Source organism: Rhodococcus sp. NPDC049939 (genome assembly GCF_040656415.1).
In the GTDB taxonomy this organism is placed as follows: domain Bacteria; phylum Actinomycetota; class Actinomycetes; order Mycobacteriales; family Mycobacteriaceae; genus Rhodococcus_F.
The window spans coordinates 417,978-437,089 of record NZ_JBFAMC010000001.1 but is presented as its reverse complement, the minus strand read 5'-3'; the positions used below and the strand labels follow the sequence as shown (position 1 = coordinate 437,089).

16 protein-coding genes and 2 tRNA genes are annotated in these 19,112 nt (G+C 62.3%); 11 read left to right on the top strand and 7 right to left on the bottom strand.

The window, feature by feature from the left end; genetic code table 11:
* The first annotated feature begins 17 nt into the window (after nucleotides 1-17).
* Nucleotides 18-854, top strand: a complete 837-nt coding sequence (locus AB0I57_RS01850; protein WP_358329009.1) for a sulfurtransferase — start codon at nucleotides 18-20, stop codon at nucleotides 852-854.
* Nucleotides 855-1,146: 292 nt separating this feature from the next.
* Complete coding sequence (locus AB0I57_RS01845) at nucleotides 1,147-3,042, top strand: MDR family MFS transporter (RefSeq protein ID WP_358329006.1); 1,896 nt, start codon at nucleotides 1,147-1,149, stop codon at nucleotides 3,040-3,042.
* Nucleotides 3,043-3,131: 89 nt separating this feature from the next.
* On the opposite strand, the gene AB0I57_RS01840 is transcribed toward AB0I57_RS01845, so the two are convergent.
* Nucleotides 3,132-3,803: a type 1 glutamine amidotransferase gene (locus AB0I57_RS01840; protein ID WP_358329003.1), complete on the bottom strand. Its 672-nt coding sequence runs from the start codon at nucleotides 3,801-3,803 to the stop codon at nucleotides 3,132-3,134.
* Nucleotides 3,804-4,153: 350 nt separating this feature from the next.
* Here AB0I57_RS01840 and AB0I57_RS01835 point away from each other — a divergent pair, with 350 nt between their 5' ends.
* Together AB0I57_RS01835 and AB0I57_RS01830 are read left to right on the top strand one after the other, a co-directional pair.
* Entirely contained in the window at nucleotides 4,154-5,545 is a 1,392-nt protein-coding gene (locus tag AB0I57_RS01835; RefSeq protein WP_358329000.1) for a wax ester/triacylglycerol synthase family O-acyltransferase, read from the top strand.
* Nucleotides 5,546-5,664: 119 nt separating this feature from the next.
* The gene (locus AB0I57_RS01830) at nucleotides 5,665-6,075 is read left to right on the top strand and encodes a VOC family protein (RefSeq protein ID WP_358328997.1); all 411 of its coding nucleotides are present in this window, start codon (nucleotides 5,665-5,667) and stop codon (nucleotides 6,073-6,075) included.
* A 72-nt stretch (nucleotides 6,076-6,147) separates the two neighbouring features.
* Here AB0I57_RS01830 and AB0I57_RS01825 read toward each other — a convergent pair whose 3' ends face one another.
* Nucleotides 6,148-7,008, bottom strand: a complete 861-nt coding sequence (locus AB0I57_RS01825; protein ID WP_358328994.1) for a haloalkane dehalogenase — start codon at nucleotides 7,006-7,008, stop codon at nucleotides 6,148-6,150.
* 50 nt (nucleotides 7,009-7,058) lie between these two features.
* Entirely contained in the window at nucleotides 7,059-7,433 is a 375-nt protein-coding gene (locus AB0I57_RS01820; RefSeq protein WP_358328991.1) for a DoxX family protein, read from the bottom strand.
* 231 nt (nucleotides 7,434-7,664) lie between these two features.
* Here AB0I57_RS01820 and AB0I57_RS01815 point away from each other — a divergent pair, with 231 nt between their 5' ends.
* Nucleotides 7,665-8,249, top strand: coding sequence for a hypothetical protein (locus AB0I57_RS01815; RefSeq protein WP_358328989.1), 585 nt, complete (start codon nucleotides 7,665-7,667; stop codon nucleotides 8,247-8,249).
* A gap of 32 nt (nucleotides 8,250-8,281) precedes the next feature.
* Here AB0I57_RS01815 and dcd read toward each other — a convergent pair whose 3' ends face one another.
* Nucleotides 8,282-8,851: a dCTP deaminase gene (gene dcd / locus AB0I57_RS01810; RefSeq protein WP_358328986.1), complete on the bottom strand. Its 570-nt coding sequence runs from the start codon at nucleotides 8,849-8,851 to the stop codon at nucleotides 8,282-8,284.
* 235 nt (nucleotides 8,852-9,086) lie between these two features.
* Between dcd and AB0I57_RS01805 the strand changes: the two genes are divergently transcribed.
* The 3 genes from AB0I57_RS01805 to AB0I57_RS01795 all read left to right on the top strand — a co-directional run bounded on the left by AB0I57_RS01805 (nucleotide 9,087) and on the right by AB0I57_RS01795 (nucleotide 10,590).
* Nucleotides 9,087-9,157, top strand: a tRNA-Gly gene (locus AB0I57_RS01805).
* 294 nt (nucleotides 9,158-9,451) lie between these two features.
* Nucleotides 9,452-9,874 carry a hypothetical protein gene (locus tag AB0I57_RS01800; RefSeq protein ID WP_358328983.1) on the top strand — a complete coding sequence of 141 codons (423 nt, stop codon included), beginning with the start codon at nucleotides 9,452-9,454 and terminating at the stop codon, nucleotides 9,872-9,874.
* Between the two features lie 645 nt (nucleotides 9,875-10,519).
* Nucleotides 10,520-10,590, top strand: a tRNA-Gly gene (locus AB0I57_RS01795).
* A gap of 424 nt (nucleotides 10,591-11,014) precedes the next feature.
* On the opposite strand, the gene AB0I57_RS01790 is transcribed toward AB0I57_RS01795, so the two are convergent.
* Nucleotides 11,015-11,251 carry a hypothetical protein gene (locus AB0I57_RS01790; protein WP_358328980.1) on the bottom strand — a complete coding sequence of 79 codons (237 nt, stop codon included), beginning with the start codon at nucleotides 11,249-11,251 and terminating at the stop codon, nucleotides 11,015-11,017.
* A gap of 253 nt (nucleotides 11,252-11,504) precedes the next feature.
* Here AB0I57_RS01790 and AB0I57_RS01785 point away from each other — a divergent pair, with 253 nt between their 5' ends.
* A complete protein-coding gene (locus AB0I57_RS01785) occupies nucleotides 11,505-11,705 on the top strand; it encodes a hypothetical protein (RefSeq protein WP_358328978.1) in 201 nt (66 codons plus the stop codon).
* 297 nt (nucleotides 11,706-12,002) lie between these two features.
* Here AB0I57_RS01785 and AB0I57_RS01780 read toward each other — a convergent pair whose 3' ends face one another.
* Nucleotides 12,003-15,197 (bottom strand): type I restriction endonuclease subunit R, encoded by a 3,195-nt coding sequence (locus AB0I57_RS01780; protein WP_358328976.1) that lies wholly within the window; start codon nucleotides 15,195-15,197, stop codon nucleotides 12,003-12,005.
* A gap of 326 nt (nucleotides 15,198-15,523) precedes the next feature.
* On the opposite strand from AB0I57_RS01780, the gene AB0I57_RS01775 reads away from it, so the two are divergent.
* Together AB0I57_RS01775 and AB0I57_RS01770 are read left to right on the top strand one after the other, a co-directional pair.
* Nucleotides 15,524-16,234 carry a DUF4352 domain-containing protein gene (locus AB0I57_RS01775; RefSeq protein ID WP_358328973.1) on the top strand — a complete coding sequence of 237 codons (711 nt, stop codon included), beginning with the start codon at nucleotides 15,524-15,526 and terminating at the stop codon, nucleotides 16,232-16,234.
* A gap of 74 nt (nucleotides 16,235-16,308) precedes the next feature.
* Entirely contained in the window at nucleotides 16,309-18,156 is a 1,848-nt protein-coding gene (locus AB0I57_RS01770) for a hypothetical protein (protein ID WP_358328970.1), read from the top strand.
* Nucleotides 18,157-18,220: 64 nt separating this feature from the next.
* On the opposite strand, the gene AB0I57_RS01765 is transcribed toward AB0I57_RS01770, so the two are convergent.
* Entirely contained in the window at nucleotides 18,221-19,087 is an 867-nt protein-coding gene (locus tag AB0I57_RS01765; RefSeq protein ID WP_358328967.1) for a hypothetical protein, read from the bottom strand.
* Nucleotides 19,088-19,112 lie beyond the last annotated feature (25 nt).

Sequence of the window (19,112 nt, the reverse complement as noted above, 5' to 3'; positions counted from 1 at the left end):
GGTGGGAAGGAGAACTCGTGACAGGGCTTCTAGTCACTGTCGATGAATTGGCAGAAATGCTAGGTGGCGATGCTCCGCCGATACTTCTCGACGTCCGCTGGGCGCTCGGCGACACCGAGGGCAGGCAGCACTATCTCGACGCACACATTCCCGGTGCGGTATTCGTCGATCTCGAGAACGAGTTGGCCGCGCACGGGGCACCCTCGCTCGGTCGGCATCCGCTTCCAACGGTCGAAGACCTCCAGAATGCCGCCCGACGTTGGGGGATCCGATCCACCACCCAGGTCGTGGCATACGACGCGACGGCCAACCTTGCCGCGGCGCGCGCATGGTGGCTGCTGCGTTGGGCCGGAGTTTCCGAGGTGGCACTGCTCGACGGCGGTCTCGACGCGTGGACTTCGGCGGGGTACTCCACCCGATCTGGTAACGAACTCCCACGCTCGCCGGGTGACGTGGTGCTCAGCGCTGACCACCTTCCCACGTTGACGGCGGACGATGCCGCAAACCTCGCCACCCATGGGGTGCTCCTCGATGCCCGCGCCGTCGAACGCTACGTGGGAGACACCGAGCCCATCGACCCGAGGGCTGGACACATCCCCGACGCCCTCAGCGCCCCCACCTCTGAGAACCTCGGGCCCGACGGACGATTCCTCCCCGCCGAAACACTTCGTCGACGCTTCACCACTCTTGGAGTCGAATCGGACGCCACGACCGGCGTGTACTGCGGGTCCGGAGTGACGGCAGCACATCAGATCGCCGCACTCGCTTTGGCCGGTTTCGACGCAGCCCTGTATCCGGGGTCGTGGTCACAGTGGTCGTCCGACCCGAACCGCCCAGTGGCCATCGGCCCATAGGCCGTCCTGCTGTAGAGACGTCCCGGATCGTTCGGGCGGCGCCTGTGACGAATCCAACAACCGCTCAATTACTTACTTGCGCTAACAATGTATATAGTGTCTTGTGAATCCTCGATCTGCATCTCGGGCGCTGCCGAGTGTTTCGCGACGCCCTGATCGTGCAGAGTGACAGCAAGGCCGGACAGGCGATCGTTTCGAGGCCATCCGGATCCTCGACTAAACGCGAATCCGATTGGAATACAAGACATTGACTGAAACACAGATTCAAGGAGCGGCCGTCGAAGCGGGCAGAATGACTCACCGTCAAATCCTGAAGACATTGGTCGGCTTGCTCGCCGCACTGTTCACCGCGCTGTTGAGCAGCACTATCGTCTCTACTGCGCTACCCACGATCATCGCCGACCTCGAGGGCAGTCAGACCGCGTTCGCCTGGGTCATCACTACGGCACTGCTTGCCAACGCCGCCTCCACTCCCATCTGGGGAAAGCTCGCCGACCAGTTCAGCAAGAAGATTCTCGTCCAGAGCGCAATCGTCGTCTTCGTGATCGGCTCCATCCTCGCGGGCTTCGCGCACAGCGTGCCGGTTCTTCTCACCGCACGCGTGGTCCAGGGCATCGGCATGGGTGGGCTGACCGCGCTCGTCGTCGCCATAATCGGAAGCATCGTCTCGCCGCGTGAACGCGGCCGCTACTCCGGGTACACCGGTGCAGTCATGGCGGTGTCGATGTCGGGCGGTCCCCTACTCGGTGGTGTCGTGGTCGACAGCCCGCTCGGTTGGCGCTGGTGCTTTTTCGTCTGTGTGCCTCTCGCCGTCGTCGCACTCATCCTCTTACAGCGCACCCTGCACATCACGACAGAGAAGAAGGACGACACCTCGATCGACTGGCTCGGCGCAACATTGCTGACCGCCGGTGTGTCGATCCTGCTGATCTGGGTCTCCTTTGCAGGCAAAACCGGCTACTACGCATGGCTGTCCCGCGAGACGGCGATCTACGTGGGGGCCGGAATCTTGTTGCTGGTGGCTACCGTGGTCGTCGAATCCAAGGTCTCTTCTCCCATCATCCCGCTGAAGATCGTGACCGAGAGGACCACCGGGCTTGCCATCATCGCGTCAATCGCCGTGGGGGTGGGAATGTTCGGGGCCACCACCTTCCTGGGTCAGTACTTCCAGACGTCGCGTGGCTACACCCCCACAGTGGCCGGCATGCTGACCATCCCCATGGTTGCCGGAATGCTCATCTCTTCGGTCGGATCCGGACAATTGATCACACGCTTCGGTAAGTGGAAGCCGTTCGTGGTCAGCGGCGCCGTGCTGCTCATCATCGGATTCAGTTTCCTCGGCACCATCGACCACGCAACCAACCTGGTTCTGGTCAGCCTCTACATCGCCGTCATCGGTCTGGGCATCGGCATGCTGATGCAGAATCTCGTGCTCTCGGTTCAGAACACTGTCAGTGTCCAGCACGTCGGTGCTGCCTCGAGTTCGGTCGCCTTCTTCCGGACCTTCGGTGGCGCGATCGGTGTCTCCGTTCTCGGTTCGGTACTGGCCAGCCGCGTGTCCGACCTGTCGGCGGACGGTTTCGCCAAACTCGGTCTTCCGGCTGGTTCGAGCAGCGGAGGCGACAGCCTGAATCTGACATCACTACCCGCTCCGGTGCAGGAAGTCGTCCGTGCCGCTTATGGTGACGCGACCGGTCGAATCTTCCTGATTGCCGCCGCTTTCGCGGCCCTCACCCTGGTCGCCGTCCTTTTGCTACCCAACCGCCCGCTGCGTCGCACGATCGACCTGTCGGACGAGCAGGAGTCCGTCCGGGAACCCGACTATGCATCCGTCGACGACTACGCAACCGATCCCGACACTGCGCCAATCAGGTCGGCGGAGATCCACAGCCGCAGGAACCAGGCGTCGGCAAATCAGCGGGAGCTTGTCACCAGACTCAGTACCGACGCCCGCGACCGACTCCTTGCCGTGCTCCAGACTCGGCCTGGCCAGATAATGGAGGCGATCGAGGAAGCGGAGATGATCCTCGACGAGGTGAGCCGCCTGCGCGACGAGATCGACGCCGGGCTGATCGAAGTCGATGTGGCCTGTGGCCGGCTTCGCGAGTTGGGGCTGAGCGAGGAACAGGTCGCGCGTGTGCTGGGCCCGGCCACCCAGGGCGCACCTGTAGCGGCGTGCTCGCACTGACTTCGTCATCGAGAGCTTGACCGCCGGGTTCGGCGACGCTGCCGACCGACGTACTTCAAACTCATCGGTGACCTCTCAGACAATTGTCCTCAGCCCAAGGCAAGATCGAGGAACGAACCGACCAGGATCCGCCCGACCGCTTCCACCTCGTCCATGTGCTCTCCGGAAGGCGCAGTCCCCTCGGGCATCTCAGCCTGCATCATCGGCAGTTGGTCGCGTGTCAGTTCCGCATGGAACTGCAACCCGTACGCCCGGGGGCCGATCGTGAATGCCTGGTTCTCAAACATCTGACCCGATGCCAGTTGGAGGGCGCCAACCGGGAGTTCGAATGTGTCTTGGTGCCAGTGCACGACGGGGAGATCGGTGCCGACCGAACCGAATACCGGATCGCGCTCCCCAGCCTCGGTCACCGTCACACGCCCCGCGCCTGTCTCGGGGCGGCTGCCTCTCCAAACTTCACCACCGAACGAGGACGCGAGAAGTTGCGCGCCCAGACAGATCCCGAGCATCGGCAGTCCTGCCGTCACGGACTCCCTGATGAGGGTTCGCTCCCGCGGAAGATGCTCATACGGGAAATCATCCGAGTCATGCAGCGGTCCGCCCATAACTGCCAGGCCACCGATGTCAGAGATCGACGGAAGTTCCGAGGACGCATACATGGGGTATTCGATGTAGCGGATGCTCCGCTCTTCCAAGAGAGCGCCGAGCAGTGCAGGCCCTCCGACCGGCACGTGTTTGACAACTGCCCATGGCTTCTTCACCCCACCGTTCTTACCAGCGTTCTGACCTATCGGCCTCGGGAGAATTTGCGAGAATGAATTCGATAGTGCGCAGCCATAATTCGGGATGGTGTCACGAAAGAGGTCGTTACCTGTCACCGGCCGAGTGACATCTGAAAGATTGGACGAATGTCCAGTGGCACGCCTCACCCGAAGCCTGTAAAAACACGTGCGTCGCTCCTTCGTGATTTGTCATCGATTCAGTGGTCCATTGGTTCTACCCTGATGGCTATTCCGACAATTCGGAATATCGTCACATCCAGTAATCTCCACACTTCAGACCGACTCTCGCGTAATCCGCCGAAGACGTCTTCGGCGGCAGAAAGGGCCTCATGCTGCTTCCCATGTCCCCCGTCGACTCGATGTTCCTTCTGGCCGAGTCCCGCGAACACCCGATGCATGTTGGCAGCCTGGAAATATTCCAGCCACCGGAAGGGGTCGACGCTCATGACATGTTCGCCATGCTCGACCGCGCAGTGGCCGACGGTGACGGACTCCTCCAGCCCCAGCTCTCGAGACGTGCCCGCCGTTCTCTGACCACGCTGGGCCAGTGGGGTTGGGAGAGTGTGGATGTCGATCTGAATCACCACGTCCGGCACGCCGCCCTGCCCGCCCCCGGCGGCGACGCCGAACTGATGACGTTGTGCTCGCGGCTACATGGGTCACTACTCGACCGCGATCGCCCTCTGTGGGAGATGCACCTGATCGAGGGGCTGAGTGACGGCCGCTTCGCCATCTACGCCAAGATTCACCACGCTGTCACCGACGGTGTCAATTCCATGAAAATGCTTCGCCGAGCATTCAGCGACGACGCCGAAGAACGGAACATGCCCGCCATGTGGCAACAGCGTCACAAGAAGCCCGCACCTGCACCATCGACGAATTCGTCGAGTGCATCGAGCATCCCCGGCTCGGCACTCCGCGCCGCACGCGGCGCCGTCGGCGAAGTCGCCGGACTCGTGCCCGCCCTCGCCGGAACTGTATCGCGCGCCCTTCGCGATCAGGGTGGGCCGCTGACCCTGCCCGCCCCGAAGACTCCGTTCAACGTACCCATCACGAGCGCCCGTCAGTTCGCAGCCCAGTCATGGTCGCTCGAGCGCCTCCGTCTCGTCGCCAAGCTGTCAGATTCCACCATCAACGACGTCGTACTCGCGATGTCCTCGGGAGCGCTCCGCAGCTACCTCCAGGATCAAGACGCATTGCCCTCCGATCCGCTGATCGCGATGGTCCCGGTGGCTCTGACGAATCAGGGTGAAGAGTCGAGCGGCAACAACGTTGGGGTGCTTATGTGCAACCTCGGAACCCACCTCGCCGAACCAGCGGATCGACTCGAGACCATCCGCAAGTCGATGCGCGAGGGCAAGGAGGCGTACGCCTCGAGAACCTCCACACAGATTCTCGCAATGAGCGCTCTCGGCATGGCCGGCCTCGCTGCAAACGTGGTCTTCGGGCACAACACGTGGCTGCGGCCGCCGTTCAATCTGATCATCTCGAACGTGCCCGGTCCCCGTTCACAGCTCTATTGGAACGGCGCACGCCTCGACGCCCTCCATTCGTTGTCGGCACCCGTCGACGGCCAGGGCCTCAACATCACCTGCACTAGCAACGACGACGAAATCTCGTTCGGCGTCATCGGCTGCCGCAGCGCGGTGCCGGACCTCAAATCCATCCCGAGCCGGCTGGGACACGAACTACACACCCTAGAAAGGGCTCTCGGGATCTGACCAGTGGCTCACGTGTAGGGATTTCATCCGTTCACGCAAGGCGTCATGACCCAGCTTCCTTCTCACCTTCAACCGATTACGCGGATCGGCTTGTCGGAGGCTGGGGATAGGTTCACCCCATGACAGATTTTCCAGCACCGGGCGCCCTGCCGTACCTGACAGTCCGCGGGGCAAGTGAAGCCATCGAATGGTATTGCAGGGCATTCGGCGCCGAACTGGTCGGTGAACCATTCGTTCTGGACGACGGCAACATCGGCCACAGCGAGCTGCGCCTGCAGACCGGGATGATCTATCTGGCCGAGGAGTTCCCGGATATGGGGTTGACCGCGCCCGAATCCGGCGCGACGTGTGTGACCCTGGTTCTGCCCGTCGACGACACCGATACAGTGCTCGAGCGGGCCCATGATGCCGGGGGCACCGTCGAGCGCGGGGTCTCGGAGAACTTCGGTAGACGTACCGCAACGCTCATCGACCCCTTCGGGCACCGCTGGATACTGTCGGGACCGAAGAAGTTGGAATCTGCCCGATAGAGTCGCTCGGTGACTGCTCCATCGCGGGCCTCGTTCCCGAATAACCGGAGATAGATCTGCGGCTTCCTGAGTTCAGCCGAAACGTCTGACGATCGCCTCGGCGATTCGATCGGGAGCATCCTCCTGGATGTAGTGGTTGGCGTCGGGCAACTCGACCAAGACGTTGTCGGGGAAGGCAGCCTGGACACCGGGAATCATGTTCTTCGGTTTGAACGCGAAATCCTTCATGCCCCAGACGATCAGGGCCGGCTTTGCTCCGAGCTTGGCAGGCACGTCTCGGGAGAGACGCTCGAGCATTGGACGGGCTGCCAGGATTTGCTTGGGCATTTCCGCTACGCCCCTGCGCGCCTCCCGCGAGGGTTGCACCTTCCGGTAGTGCGCCATCTCTCCGGGCCGGAGCGAACGCGAGACTCCCACAGGCATGAGACGCTCGACGAAGAAGTTGTCGTTCAGAATTGCGCGCTGCATGAGACGGCTTGACATCGCCCTGCTGAACATCTTCATGGTTGGGCTGTTCGCGGGCCAGAACCACGTGTTGCCCAACACCACACCGCGCACCCGATCGGCGCGGGCAGTGTCGACGGCCATGCTGATCGGGCCTCCCCAGTCCTGACCGAATGACACGAACCCGTCCAGCTCGAGGTGGTCGACGAGTGTGCCGACGACAAACGCATGTTCTTCGATGGTGTATCCGAAAGCCTCAGGGTGATCCGACAATCCGAATCCGAGATAGTCAACCGCGATGCACCGGAACCGATCCCGTAGTCCGGTGATGATATTGCGGTAGAGGAAGCTCCATGTCGGGTTACCGTGGCAGAACAGGATCGGCGGACCGGTGCCTTCGTCGATGTAGTGCATCCGTCCATGTGGGCTGTCGAACCAGTGCGAGGTGAACGGATACAGCTTCGGGTCCGGCGTAAAGTCGATCTTCATCAGGCCTCCTGCTTCCAATCACTTGGAACCCACGATCCCGAACGGTCGACTCAACCCCAGTTTGCGAATCGGCCAACCGCGACGAATATTGCCAGCAACAGCAGCACGATGTTCACCGGCAGTACCTGAAGTTCCTTGCGCCGGATGTGGAAGATCATTGCCCCCACCTGAACGATCGCCAGTCCGGTTGCTGCCAGCGGGGTCAAGACCTCCGCGATACCTGTGGCTTGGGGAAGAATCACACCGATCGCGCCGAGAAGTTCGGCCACACCGATCGCGCGAACCGAATTGGGGGAGAAATCCCTGGCCCAGGACATATTCGGGTTCTCGGTGAGCTTCTTGTACGGCACCGCCACCTTCATCAGTCCGGCGGCGAGATATACAACCGCCAGCACGATTGCGACGATCCACAGGGCAATGTTCACGGCTCCTCCTCAGATCCGCGCGGGTATGCGCTGCGCTTCCGATTATCTCCTACGAGCATGCCGGATTGGGGGGAATCATGGGCGAAGTCGCAGGTCTCGCGAACGTAGGTAGGGGTCGCATTTCTTCCGTCAGAACGCGCCGTCGAGAACGCGGGAAGTATGTACGGCACCTCGCGGGTTTCCTTGGCAGCACCGCGCCGCGCGTGCATCCGAGCGCAAAGGAGCGATTTCATGGCGACCCACGCAACAAACAACGTTCCAGGACATAGTGTTTCAGTTCGTGCGCAACTCGAGAGAACCGCTGCAATCGGGGCTGTAGCCGGTGTCGGCGCGGCGTTGGTGATGGCGATGTACGCCATGATCGCGGCTGCCACCTACCAGAACAGCGGGTTCTTCACCCCGCTGTATCACATCGCATCCTCGCTCACGTCCCCAGACGCAATGATGGCCTCGATGGAACGTGCCATGTCTGGCAGTTACTTCTACTTCACGCCGGGGCCGGCGGTTGTGGGCGTGGTGATCCACATGATGGTTGGCGCCGCATACGGAGCGATCCTGGCCCTGATTGCACGGTTGACCAGGCTGCATGGAGCTTGGCTCATCGCCGCTGGTGCGGCCTACGGACTGATCGTCTTTGCTGTGAGTACCTGGATGGGATTGCCCCTGGCTGCCGCGATCTTCTCCGGTGGTGACCCGATCTCGAACATGGCCTCGATGGTCGGATACCCCACATTTATCGTGGAACATGTTCTGTTCGGCTTGGCCGCTGCGACGATTCTGCTCCCGGTCGCGAGCCGAGACTGGAACCGCAGCTGACACCAGCCGGTCGAAAGGAGGCTACCTCGACCTCACCCCTGGATGAAGTTGAGGTACGCCTTCGACGGGGTCGGCCCCCGCTGTCCCTGATACTTGGAGCCCACGGCCGAACTGCCATATGGGTGTTCCGCCGCACTCGACAGCCGCAGCAGGCACAGTTGACCGATCTTCATACCAGGCCAGAGCGTGATAGGCAGGTTCGCGACGTTGGAAAGTTCCAGCGTGATGTGTCCGGTGAAGCCAGGGTCGATGAAGCCGGCCGTCGAGTGCGTCAGCAATCCCAGACGTCCGAGCGATGACTTGCCCTCTAGCCGTCCCGCCAGGTCGTCGGGCAACGAACACACCTCGAGGGTCGAGCCGAGCACGAACTCGCCCGGGTGCAGAACGAACGGCTCCCCCTTCGTCGGCTCCACGAGCGTGGTCAGCTCGTCCTGTCGCTGAGACGGGTCGATGTGCGTGTACCGAGTGTTGTTGAACACACGAAACAAGCTGTCGAGACGCACATCCACGCTCGACGGCTGAATTAGCGAATCATCGAACGGGCTGATGGCAAGGCGACCAGTGGAAATTTCGGCACGGATATCGCGATCGGAGAGAAGCACAGGTAGAGGCTATCGGGTATGGATAGCCATAGGGAGCAGCAGATCGGTGCGGGTGTCCACCGGCTCACCCGACCAGGCTTGAAATGCGATCGGGTCGTGCGTCGACGCAGCCTGCGTCCGGTGTTGCCAGTTCCCGTGAACTCCGGGTGTGCCGCCGCCGCTCTTAGATCACGATCTGATAATGTTTCCGGCGCAGGGTGTCGGGCCTGCCATTGGGGCGCCCGATATCGTGACCGCCGATGTAGTTCAATGGCAGAACATCAGCTTCCCAAGCTGAGAACGCGGGTTCGATTCCCGTCATCGGCTCTCCTGAAGGACCTGGCAGAGTCAGCCAGGATTGGTCTGCAGCCACCATCACAGCGCTTGCTTTGATTCTCGTCGGGAAGCACCGCTGGAGGGTAGACCGCCTTGTAGAACGTGGCGTGCCGCAGCGGGGCCTCCCAACCCAGCGTCAGGCGGGCTTCGGGCTCGTCCGCACTCAACGCGGCCAGGACCCCTCGAGGCAAGGAAGATTGTTGGGATCTACGTCCATCGTGAGTAACGTAATCGAACGCCGCACCGAAAAGAAGACCAACCACTACGTAATTGGAGGCTGGTCGGATGAAGCGTTCGCGGTTCGTTGTTGCTGGCGTTCTGTTGGCGGTCGGGATGGGCATCATCTCCGCGCCGACAGCAGCCGCTGAGGAGACCGGGTCCGGGGGACTGGAGTGGACACCGTGCAGTGACCGCTTCCGCCTCCCGTGGGAGCCTGCAACTCTTACAACGGATCCCGTGCTCAGCCCGTTCGGAACGGCCGACATCTACTGCAAATCATGGCACGGCGTCACCGCGGTCTATCAGCTTGACCCGTCGGGCAACAGGCACCAACTTGTGCGGTCCTTGGGTGCGTTCGAGGGTGCCGGAAGTTTGGTCGACTTGGTCGGCACGAAGGATTCTTTCGACCTCTACAGCCCGATGGGCAGCATCACGCTCCCTCTGGTGCTGCCGCTGCCGTTCTACGTTTGGGATCCGGCAACGTACTGACTCGGTGTCGTCAACCCCGAAATCCTATTCGCAGGCACCCCGTCACCGTCGCCGCCCATCCCCGAGCGGCATCACTGGTGATCTGCCAATCCAGGCCGTGATACTCGGTACCACGGTCGAATTCACTGCGACAGCTTCCACAGGAAGAAGACATGCACCGTCGCACCACACGACGCGATCAGGTAGTCGTCCAGCTTCCACGCGCCGTGGCGGCGACACCAGAAACAGCTTCGGCTCGCCAAAGCACTCCCGTACATCCCCACGATCCGCTCGGGCGGCCATCCGAGCAGCACTGCGTTAGGCCAGCACACCATCCGAATCGGTCCGCTCCGCACAGTGGAGCAAGACAGCCACGGCAGGGCTGCCCGCTGTACCCGGCCGCGTCGAGCACGTTCGTTCAGGACGTCGAGAAGATCCTGCTTCCTGCGTGATCAGTAGCCTCTCGCGCTCCTCCGCTCGCAACTCATCGACGTTGTGCGCGTAGCAGGGGCCGGAACGAAAGGCGCCCACGGAGCTCGTGCAAGCACAGCTCGCAAGGGATAGGCAACAGGTGGCCAAAAAAATTCCAACACTCCTATATCACGATCTGATAATGTTTCCCGCGCAGGGGGTTGGGACTTCCTTTAGGCGCCCGATATCGTGCATGCTGGCATGGTTCAATGGCAGAACATCAGCCTTCCAAGCTGAGGGTACGGGTTCGATTCCCGTTGTCGGCTCTCCTGAAGGTCCTGGCCGGCGCACGGCGCAGCCGGGGCCATTGTCGTTCTCGGCGTAGGCGGTATCTCCGCGCTGCCTCCCACCGTGTCAGTGCCCTTCACCGCAATCCGCGCTGGACGAAGCAGACGTTCGAAACATGAGTACCTTCAACGGCTTGATCGCCCGAGGAAGCGCTCAATTCCGGGGTTCGGCAGCTCGATCTGCACGCCAATGATCGCGTCTCGAGCTCATGAGCAGTTGGTAAATCGGCTGGGTTGCGGCGCCACGGTGGGATGACCGACGCTCACGGAGGCGGTCGGAGCATGATCCGTAATCAGCAAGCGGCGCAGGTGGTCCGGCGTCGAAATTCTTATCGCAGGTGTGGTGGCGACTGTCCGGCGAACACCATGTCGGCGGGGTCGCCCGTGTACTAGCTGCGCAGTCTCACACCACCTCCTGACCCACCAGAACGCCGTGCACCGTGGAGTAGTTACACGTGGGCCGCCGCTGGGCGTGGGTACCCCGTTCGTCTTCCAACAGCGCAGTAATCGCCTTGGCCCCCGGCTTCCAGCCGGAGAACCAGAGTGCGGCGCTCCACGTGCGCAAGGCCCTGCCGAGGAACCCGAAGGTGCTTGCCTTGGGACCCCGGAGGTGCTGCCGGCCGACACCGAGTCGAGTCACGTGATCGACCGCCAGGTGCGGAGCATCCGCAGTGTCGGTCGGCGCGGGGTTGTCCGGGCCTGTGATCGTAGTGCGCAGACCTCGGTGGCGCGAGTAGTCGGCGTGCGGAATGTGGCGCCCTCGGCATATGGAACCTCGCGTTTGTCCCAGGCCGTGACACAACTGTTCGTTCGTCGGCCTTGTGACGCAGCGCTCATCTGGTGACGATGGAATTGTGCGTTTTGCGCATATTTTCAGAAGGAAGGTTCGTATCATGACACGCCGAATTTCCACAGCACTCGCCGCTGTTGCGGTTTCGCTCTCGCTGGGTGCGTTCGCCGCGCCGGCAGCGATTGCGGCTCCGGCGGCGCCAGTCGCACCGGCGGTGTCGGAGGCCGTGACTCCCGTACAGGGTTCGGTAGGGCTGTGCCTCGTCATCCCGCTGGGATCGCTAGTGCTTCCGATCTGCATCTGACCCAATGTCCAGTGCACAACCCGATGCAGCCGACCGTGGCCCGCGAGGTCCACCGCCGGCGGGCTTGCTCGGTTCGTTGTCCACTATGACGCACGCAGCACCCCGACTCCGGTGAAAACACACTCCCGGAGGCGGTATCGGGGCCGCTCGAATGCGGCGTTGGATGCCCGCCTTCATCCGGGTGGAACCGTGGGGAGCGGCGAGTAGCGCGCTTTGGATGCGCCATGACCGATCAGCGGTGTCCGTCCGCATCAGGCTCGGTCCTCGAGATCGAGCGTGTGCAGCCGGTTCGCCGGGTCAGGCGGCCATGGTCGGCGCGATGACCTCCATTTGCTCGATGACCAGCTTGATGGCCGCCGGCTGGCGGTCCGGCGGGTAGCCGTGCAGGGTGAGCAACCGCTTGATCTTTGATCGCAGCCGAGCCTTGACGTCCTCACGAACGGTCCAGTCGGTCGAGGCGTCGCGTCGCATCACTGCGACGAGATCGCGTGCAATGTCCGCGAGCTTGCCCTCGCCCTGCTCCTCGACCGCCGACTCGTTCTGCGCAACCGCGTCGTAGAACGCGAGTTCGTTCTCGTCCAGCGGTGGCGTAAAGTGGCTCCCCCGATCCGACTCGGCTGCAACCTCTTTCGCCATCTCGACCAACGCTGCAATCACCTCGGCAGAGGTGAGTTGGCTGTTGGTGTATTTCGTCATCAAGGCCTGCAACTTCTCCGAGAACGCACGCTGTCGGACGACGTTGTGTTTCGCCGCCTTTCGGGACTCGTCGGTAATCAGCTTCTGCAGTGCCTCGATCGCAAGATTCGGGTTCTTCGCTTCCTGTGCCTTGCGGATGAAGTCGACGTTTATGTCCTTCAGCGACGGCTTCGGCATGCCTGCCGCGTCATAGATGTCGAGCACCTCATCGGACTCGACGGACGCCGCCATCAACTGGCGCAGCGCACGCTGGACGTCCTCCGGGACAGCCTGACCTCGCGCGTAGCGTTCCTCGGCGTCCCACTTCGCCATGTACACGCGGACTTCCTCGAAAAACGTCGCGACCGGCGCCTGCTCCCGCAGCGCCTCGTGGCTGCCGCAGATCGCCCACACCCGTGACAGCTGCGACGCGAACTTGCGATAACGGACCGCGAGAGTGTCCTGCCCCTCTTCCACCTGGTTCTCCGGGTGTCGGGGATCACGCAGGTAGTTGACGGTCGCATTGGCGGCATCGAAGTAGGCTCGGGGACCGCGCTTTTGCAACTGCGCGCGCCAGTCGAATCCGTGCAGCATGTTCTCGATGACCCGTATCAGATCCTTGGCGGTATCGACCGCGGAGTCGATGTCGCGTCCGATCGGCTTGTTCTTCCGGTCGGCATCGGTGTACTCGGCGAGCGCCTGTGCGAGGTTGTCGGCGACCGGTGCGTGGGCGACGAGGAGTCCGTCCTCTTTCCCGCGGAACGTCCGGTTGACCCGAGCGAGCGCCTGCATCAGCAGCGCTCCCTTGAGGGGCCGGTCAAGATACATCGTGTGCAGCGGCGGGGAGTCGAAGCCGGTGAGCATCATGTCCTTGACGATGACGAGCTCGAGTTCGTCGTCGATGTCCTTGAGGCGCTTCTTGATTGCAGCGTTCTCGGAGTCGCGTCGAACATGGTCGATGATCGGCGGCGCATCGCTGGGGCTGCCGGAGTAGACGACCTTGATCCTGCCTGTCGACAGGTCGTCGGTGTGCCAGTCGGGGCGCAGCGCCACGATCTCGCGGTACAGGTTGGCGCAGATCTCCCGTGTCGCGCCGACTATCATCGCCTTACCCGCGGCGCTCGGGTTCTGCTCCGAGTTGACGAACGGAGTCATGGCGGCGCGCCTGGACTCCCAGTGCTCGACCAAGTCCGCAGCGAGTTTCTTCAACCTCGTCGGCGCACCATATACTCCGTTGATGACCGCGACGCTCTTCTCGATGCGGTCGCGCTCGGTGTCATCTAGCCCGAGCGTCGCCTCGTCCGCCGACGCGTCAACGTCTTCCTCCGAAACATCTTCGCCGAAAGACACCTTCACGAGTCGACTCTCGAAGTAAACGGGCACGGTGGCACCGTCCTCGACCGCACGGGTCAGGTCGTAGATGTCGATGTAGTCACCGAAGACGTCCCGGGTGTTGCGGTCCTCGAACGAGATCGGTGTGCCGGTGAAGGCGATCAGGGTGGCGTGCGGTAGTGCATCGCGCAGGTGGCGTGCGTAGCCGTCGAGGTTGTCGTAGTGGCTGCGGTGCGCCTCGTCGACCAACACGATGACGTTGCGGCGCTCGGTGAGCAACGGGTGGCTGGCTCCCGAGTACCGTTCGTCAATGGTTCGCCCGAACTTCTGCAGGGTCGTGAAGTAGATGCCGCCGGTGGTGCGCCCGGACAGCTCCTGCCTCAACTCCTCTCGCTTCCGAATCTGCTTGGGCCGCTCCGGAAGCAACCGTGACCGCAGGAACGTCTCGTAGAGCTGTCCGTCGAGCTCGTTGCGGTCGGTGATGACCACGATCGTCGGGTTGGCCAGCTGCGGGTGCCGAATGACCTGGTTCGCGTACAGCTCCATCTCCATGGACTTGCCCGAACCCTGCGTATGCCACACGACCCCAGCCTTGCCGCTACTGCCGACGGCTTGCACCGTGGTACCGACGGCCTTGGTGACGGCGAAGTACTGGTGCGGCTTGGCGATTCGCTTGAGCAGGCCGTTCTCGTCGTGGTCGAATGCCGTGAAGTTGCGCAGAAGCTGAAGGAAGCGTTCCTGATTGAACAACCCGAACAGCGCCGTATCGAGCGGGGTCGCACCGTCCAGGGTGTCAGTGGTGACCGGCTCGCCGTAGTCGTCGACGTTCCACGGCGAGAAATGATTGAACGGTGTGAACGGCGTCCCGTACCGAGCACTGATTCCGTCCGAGATCAGGTTGAAGACTGCGAATCGGAACGCGAGCGGGAACTCCTTCAGATAGGTGCGAAGCTGTGCGTACGCCTGGTCCAGTCCCGCGTTCTCCGAGCCGGCCTTCTTGAGCTCGACGATGCTGACCGGCATTCCGTTCATGTACAAGACGATGTCGAATCGCCTCCGGTGATCACCTTTTACGATGGTCACCTGGTTGACGGCGAGCCAGTCGTTTTCGTCCGGGTCGGGCGAGACCAGGCGAACGGTGGGAGTTACCTCCTCACCTGTTTCATCGACGTAGGAGATCTTCCGCAGGCCTTCGGTGAGGAATCCGTGGATCACCTCGTTCTCGGCGATGGCGTCGGTGGACCCGGCCGACTCGATCGCCGCCACCGCCTCGTCCAGGACGTGCTCGGGGAGGTTCGGGTTGAACCGCGCGATCGCCTTCCTCAGGCGCGGCACGATCAGCAGCTCGTCCAGCGAGGCTCGTTCACCTGTACCGGGCGCGATCTCCGTCCCGTTGAGGTGGATCCACCCCAGTTCGCCGAGGACGTCGAGCGCCATCTGCTCCCAATCGTTCTCGCTCAACCCGCGGCTCTCTATCACTGCCATGCCCTCCCTCTCAACAACACAACGGGGCACAGAGTACCGGCTAGCGATAGCCGGATCGTGCCGATAGGTCTGGATCTCTGATAACCCCCGTTATCAGAGATGCACTTGAGAGCTCTCGTGTCGTGTTTGCACGATATGTCCATCACATCGACCGAATCGGGAAAGCACCGGAGGTTCCGGCTATTGCATCCAGCTTCGCCGTCACCGACGTGCCCCACGGAAGCAAGTTCCACGAGGCCGGAGGGGCTGACGCTCTCGATCGGCGAATGAACCATCCCATCCAATTTCCATCGACCCAATCCGTTTCCATCCGAAGGGACCCAGCAATGACGATGCCCCAGCAGCCTTACCAGTCCCAGCCGTACCAGTCCCAGCCGTACCAGCCCCAGCCGTACCCGCCCGCCCAGCCGCCGGCGAAGAAGTCCAAGAAGTGGCCCTGGATCGCCGGTGCGATCGCGGCGTTCGTGGTCATCGGCGCGGCCGCCGGCGGTGGCGAGGAAGACGAGAAGACGACGGACGCGGCGGCCTCTGCCGATGTCGCCCCCGTCGATATCGCCCCTGCCGACGTCGCCGCTGTCGACGCGGCCGCTCCCGCAGTTGTCGAACCCGCCCCGGTCGCCCCGGCACCGGAAGAGGTCTTGCCGGGGCTCGGCGCTCCGGTACGGGACGGCAAGTTCGAGTTCGTGGTCACCGGCGTCGAAACCGGACTCAGCTCCATCGGCGACAATCCGTACCTCATGTCCGAAGCGCAGGGCCAGTTCGTGGTCGTGACCATGACGGTGCGGAACATCTCCAGCGAGCCGAAGGGCCTGAGCCCCAGCAACCAGGAGATGTACGACACGCAGGGCCGCAAGTTCACTTCCGACACGTCGGCCGGCATTGGCCTCGACACGGACGTGTCGATCTGGGACGAGGTGAACCCCGGCAACGCGGTGACGATGAAGGTCGTCTACGACATGCCGGTTGACGCCGAGCCGGCCGAAATCGAACTGCACGACTCCATGTTCTCGGGTGGCACGCGCGTCGCTCTCAAATAGAGACCAGATCGGGTGGGCGCGGGCGCTGGGGGGTGCTCGCGCCCACCCGATCATCCCATTTCGAAAGGAGCTCAATGACCGAATACTTCGCGGAACGCATTTCGACACTCCGATATGCAACTCATCCACGCCGCAACATCGTCCATACCCTGAATCCCGCTCTGCCGGTGGGCGGCTCGGTGTTGCCACCATCGATGTCCCCGAGGAGGGCCACCGCGGTATCGAAGGCAGCATCCCCGTTCAACTACGGCGACGCCTGCCTGATATGGCAGCATCTGGCGGATCCGGCACCTGCCCGAACAGAAATCACCGCGATTGACGACGACGCCCTCGTAGCCTCGCCCGATCCGGAGATGGTCTTCCACGTGGACAGTGCCGACTACTGGCATGACGGGGAGGATCCACGGATCTATCGCGAAGTGCCGGTACGCGAGGTATTGGACCAACTACTCGACACGCTCGACCATCACTCGGGTCTGCTAGACGATCCACCAGCAAGCGCCCACGATCTGTGGAACCGCTTCGTCAGTTCCGACGAATACCAGTACTCGCGGAGACCGCTCACCTTCACCGATTCGCGCACTACGGAGAGCATCGGACCATACACCGGGTGGAGATTGATTCCCGGGGAGCGGGTGTGCGTGAAGCCGCTCGGCCGGAACAACTTCCGCACTCCCGAGCAGGTCCGGGTCATCCAAGCCGTTGTCGACCTTGCAGGCAGCACCGTCGACGGCTGGTGTGACGCGCACGATGCTCTGCGGTCGGACGATCTCCGTAGCTCACGCACAAGCGTGGTCGCTGCCGAGATCCTCGCCCGCGGACTTGGCGCAGACGATCGACGCCTGGTACGGGAAGTGTTCCTAGACCTGATGCTGTGGCAGGCCGGGCAAACGAGTGGACCACAACCGTTGAAAAACCAGTACCAAACGTTAGGCGCCTTCATTCCTGAATCCGAAGTGGCGTGCGGCTCGGTATACCGGTCGATCGGGGTCGACGCTGCCGGCTACAAAATGTCCATCCATTTTGGCGAGTCTGGATTCGAATTCTCTTCGTATACGCCCGACAGCCTGTCGTTCCTCTCCGAACCTGAACTGCGTGTGACGGTTCCACGGGAGGGCATCAGGCAGCTGTGCGAGGGTTTCGGCGTCCCGTCGTACGCGCACCCGCTTCCGGTAGTGAGTCTGTTCGCAGACGAAATCCACGTGCTGGGGCCGCAGGAGTGGCTGCGGCGCAACGGGGTCGTGGACTGGGTCGAGGACTATACACCGGTGCCGAGCTCGTCCGCAGCCGACCTTACTCGCGACTTCGTCGCGACAATGCACAGACCTCCAGCAGGCGGACACGGTTCCGGCGTGGGACTTCCCGGCAAGTCCGAGTTCCCGCCAAACTGGTCGAGAGAAACGGTGATGGAGCGGCTCAGAAAGGTCACGCTCGAACCGCGCACTCGCACCGTCATCGGTTCGACGGTGTTCTACGAAGGAGAGTTCGACGACGTCTGGCTGTGTGTGATCAGGCGACAACGTAAGGGCAAGCACTCACGCACCATCACCGCATACCCTTTCGCCGGAGACGACGTCGTGTTCAACGAGTTTCCTGACGACTATCCACGAAATCTCGTGATTCCCGCGGCGAGGGCTATCTGCGAGGACGTGGATTCGACGCCTTCGAAATACACACGTCTGATTCGCAACGCCCTCGCGTGTGGTGAGCCGTACGAGGTGATCCTTGCGGCCCTCCACGTTGCAGAGAAGTTCCAGATCGCGCTGCCGCTCGAGCGTATGAACACCGTCGCACAGCTCATCTTCAGCGGTTTCTTCAATCCCGTCGACAAGAGCGAGCTCGTCGAGGTGTTCTCGGCACTGGCGGAACGCGACTACCCCGAAAAGAGCTGGGTTCTGGTCGATTCAACCTCTTGCATATAGCCTCGTCGGCGAGGTCCTCGGGATGGTCCATCCCATGCCGCACTTCGTTGTTGGAAGGGATCACTCAGGACCGTGAGTTCCAGCGTTGCCTGAGATCGTGCACCGTGGGGTCATCCGTGTTGACCCTCCCCGGGGCTGGACGGCGTGCGGGCTTGGATGCAGCAACTGGCGGACGTCTACGGCGGGATTCGAGGTCCGCCATAGCTTGCTCGCCCTCCTCCCGAATTCGTGCGGTTCCGGGTAGGTCGCTTCGGCCAGGCTGACCGAGGGGCTTAGCCCCGAGTGCATTGAGAGCCTTTCGAGCCGAAGCGATCTCCTGCTCGAGGTGGCCGCACTTGGGGCACCGCCACCCGCCACCAACCCTCGACAGCTTCTTGATCTCGAGGCATACGCCGCAGCGTTTCGGCCCAGGCTCCGAAGAACGTATGAGATCAGGAAGCGGTTCCGCAGGCGCAGTCGATGTGGATGCGCGTTTGGGTGCAGGTGCAGGCTCAGGAGCACGTACCGGAGAAGGCGGTTGCGCCGGCTTGATGGCAGCCAGTTCGGACTCGAGTTCTGCAATCTGATTACGCTTGCCTGCGAGCACGTCAGAGAGTTCGTCGGCGAGACCACCCGGCGACTGTTCCAGGTAACCAATTTCCTTCCGCACACGTACGATCTCGGCTTCGAGTTCGGTGACTCGCCGGCGGTTGGCGATCGCTGTCTCACAGGCATTCAAGCCGCCGTCTGGGAGAGTCGACTGCCCGAACACCGCCATTGCCAGTACGGTTCGGGCGCGGTTCCAGTCCTTGACGAGCTGCTCGAGATCGACCTCGAGGGATTCTTCATCGCGGACAAGTTCGAGCGCAATCTCGAGCTCATAGGCCAGCTTCTCCGCTGCCGCACGAGCCTTCAGTAGCAATCCGTCAAGCTTCTCGGTGGGCGTAGTCATTCAGGCTGTCTCCGATCCTCGAGGC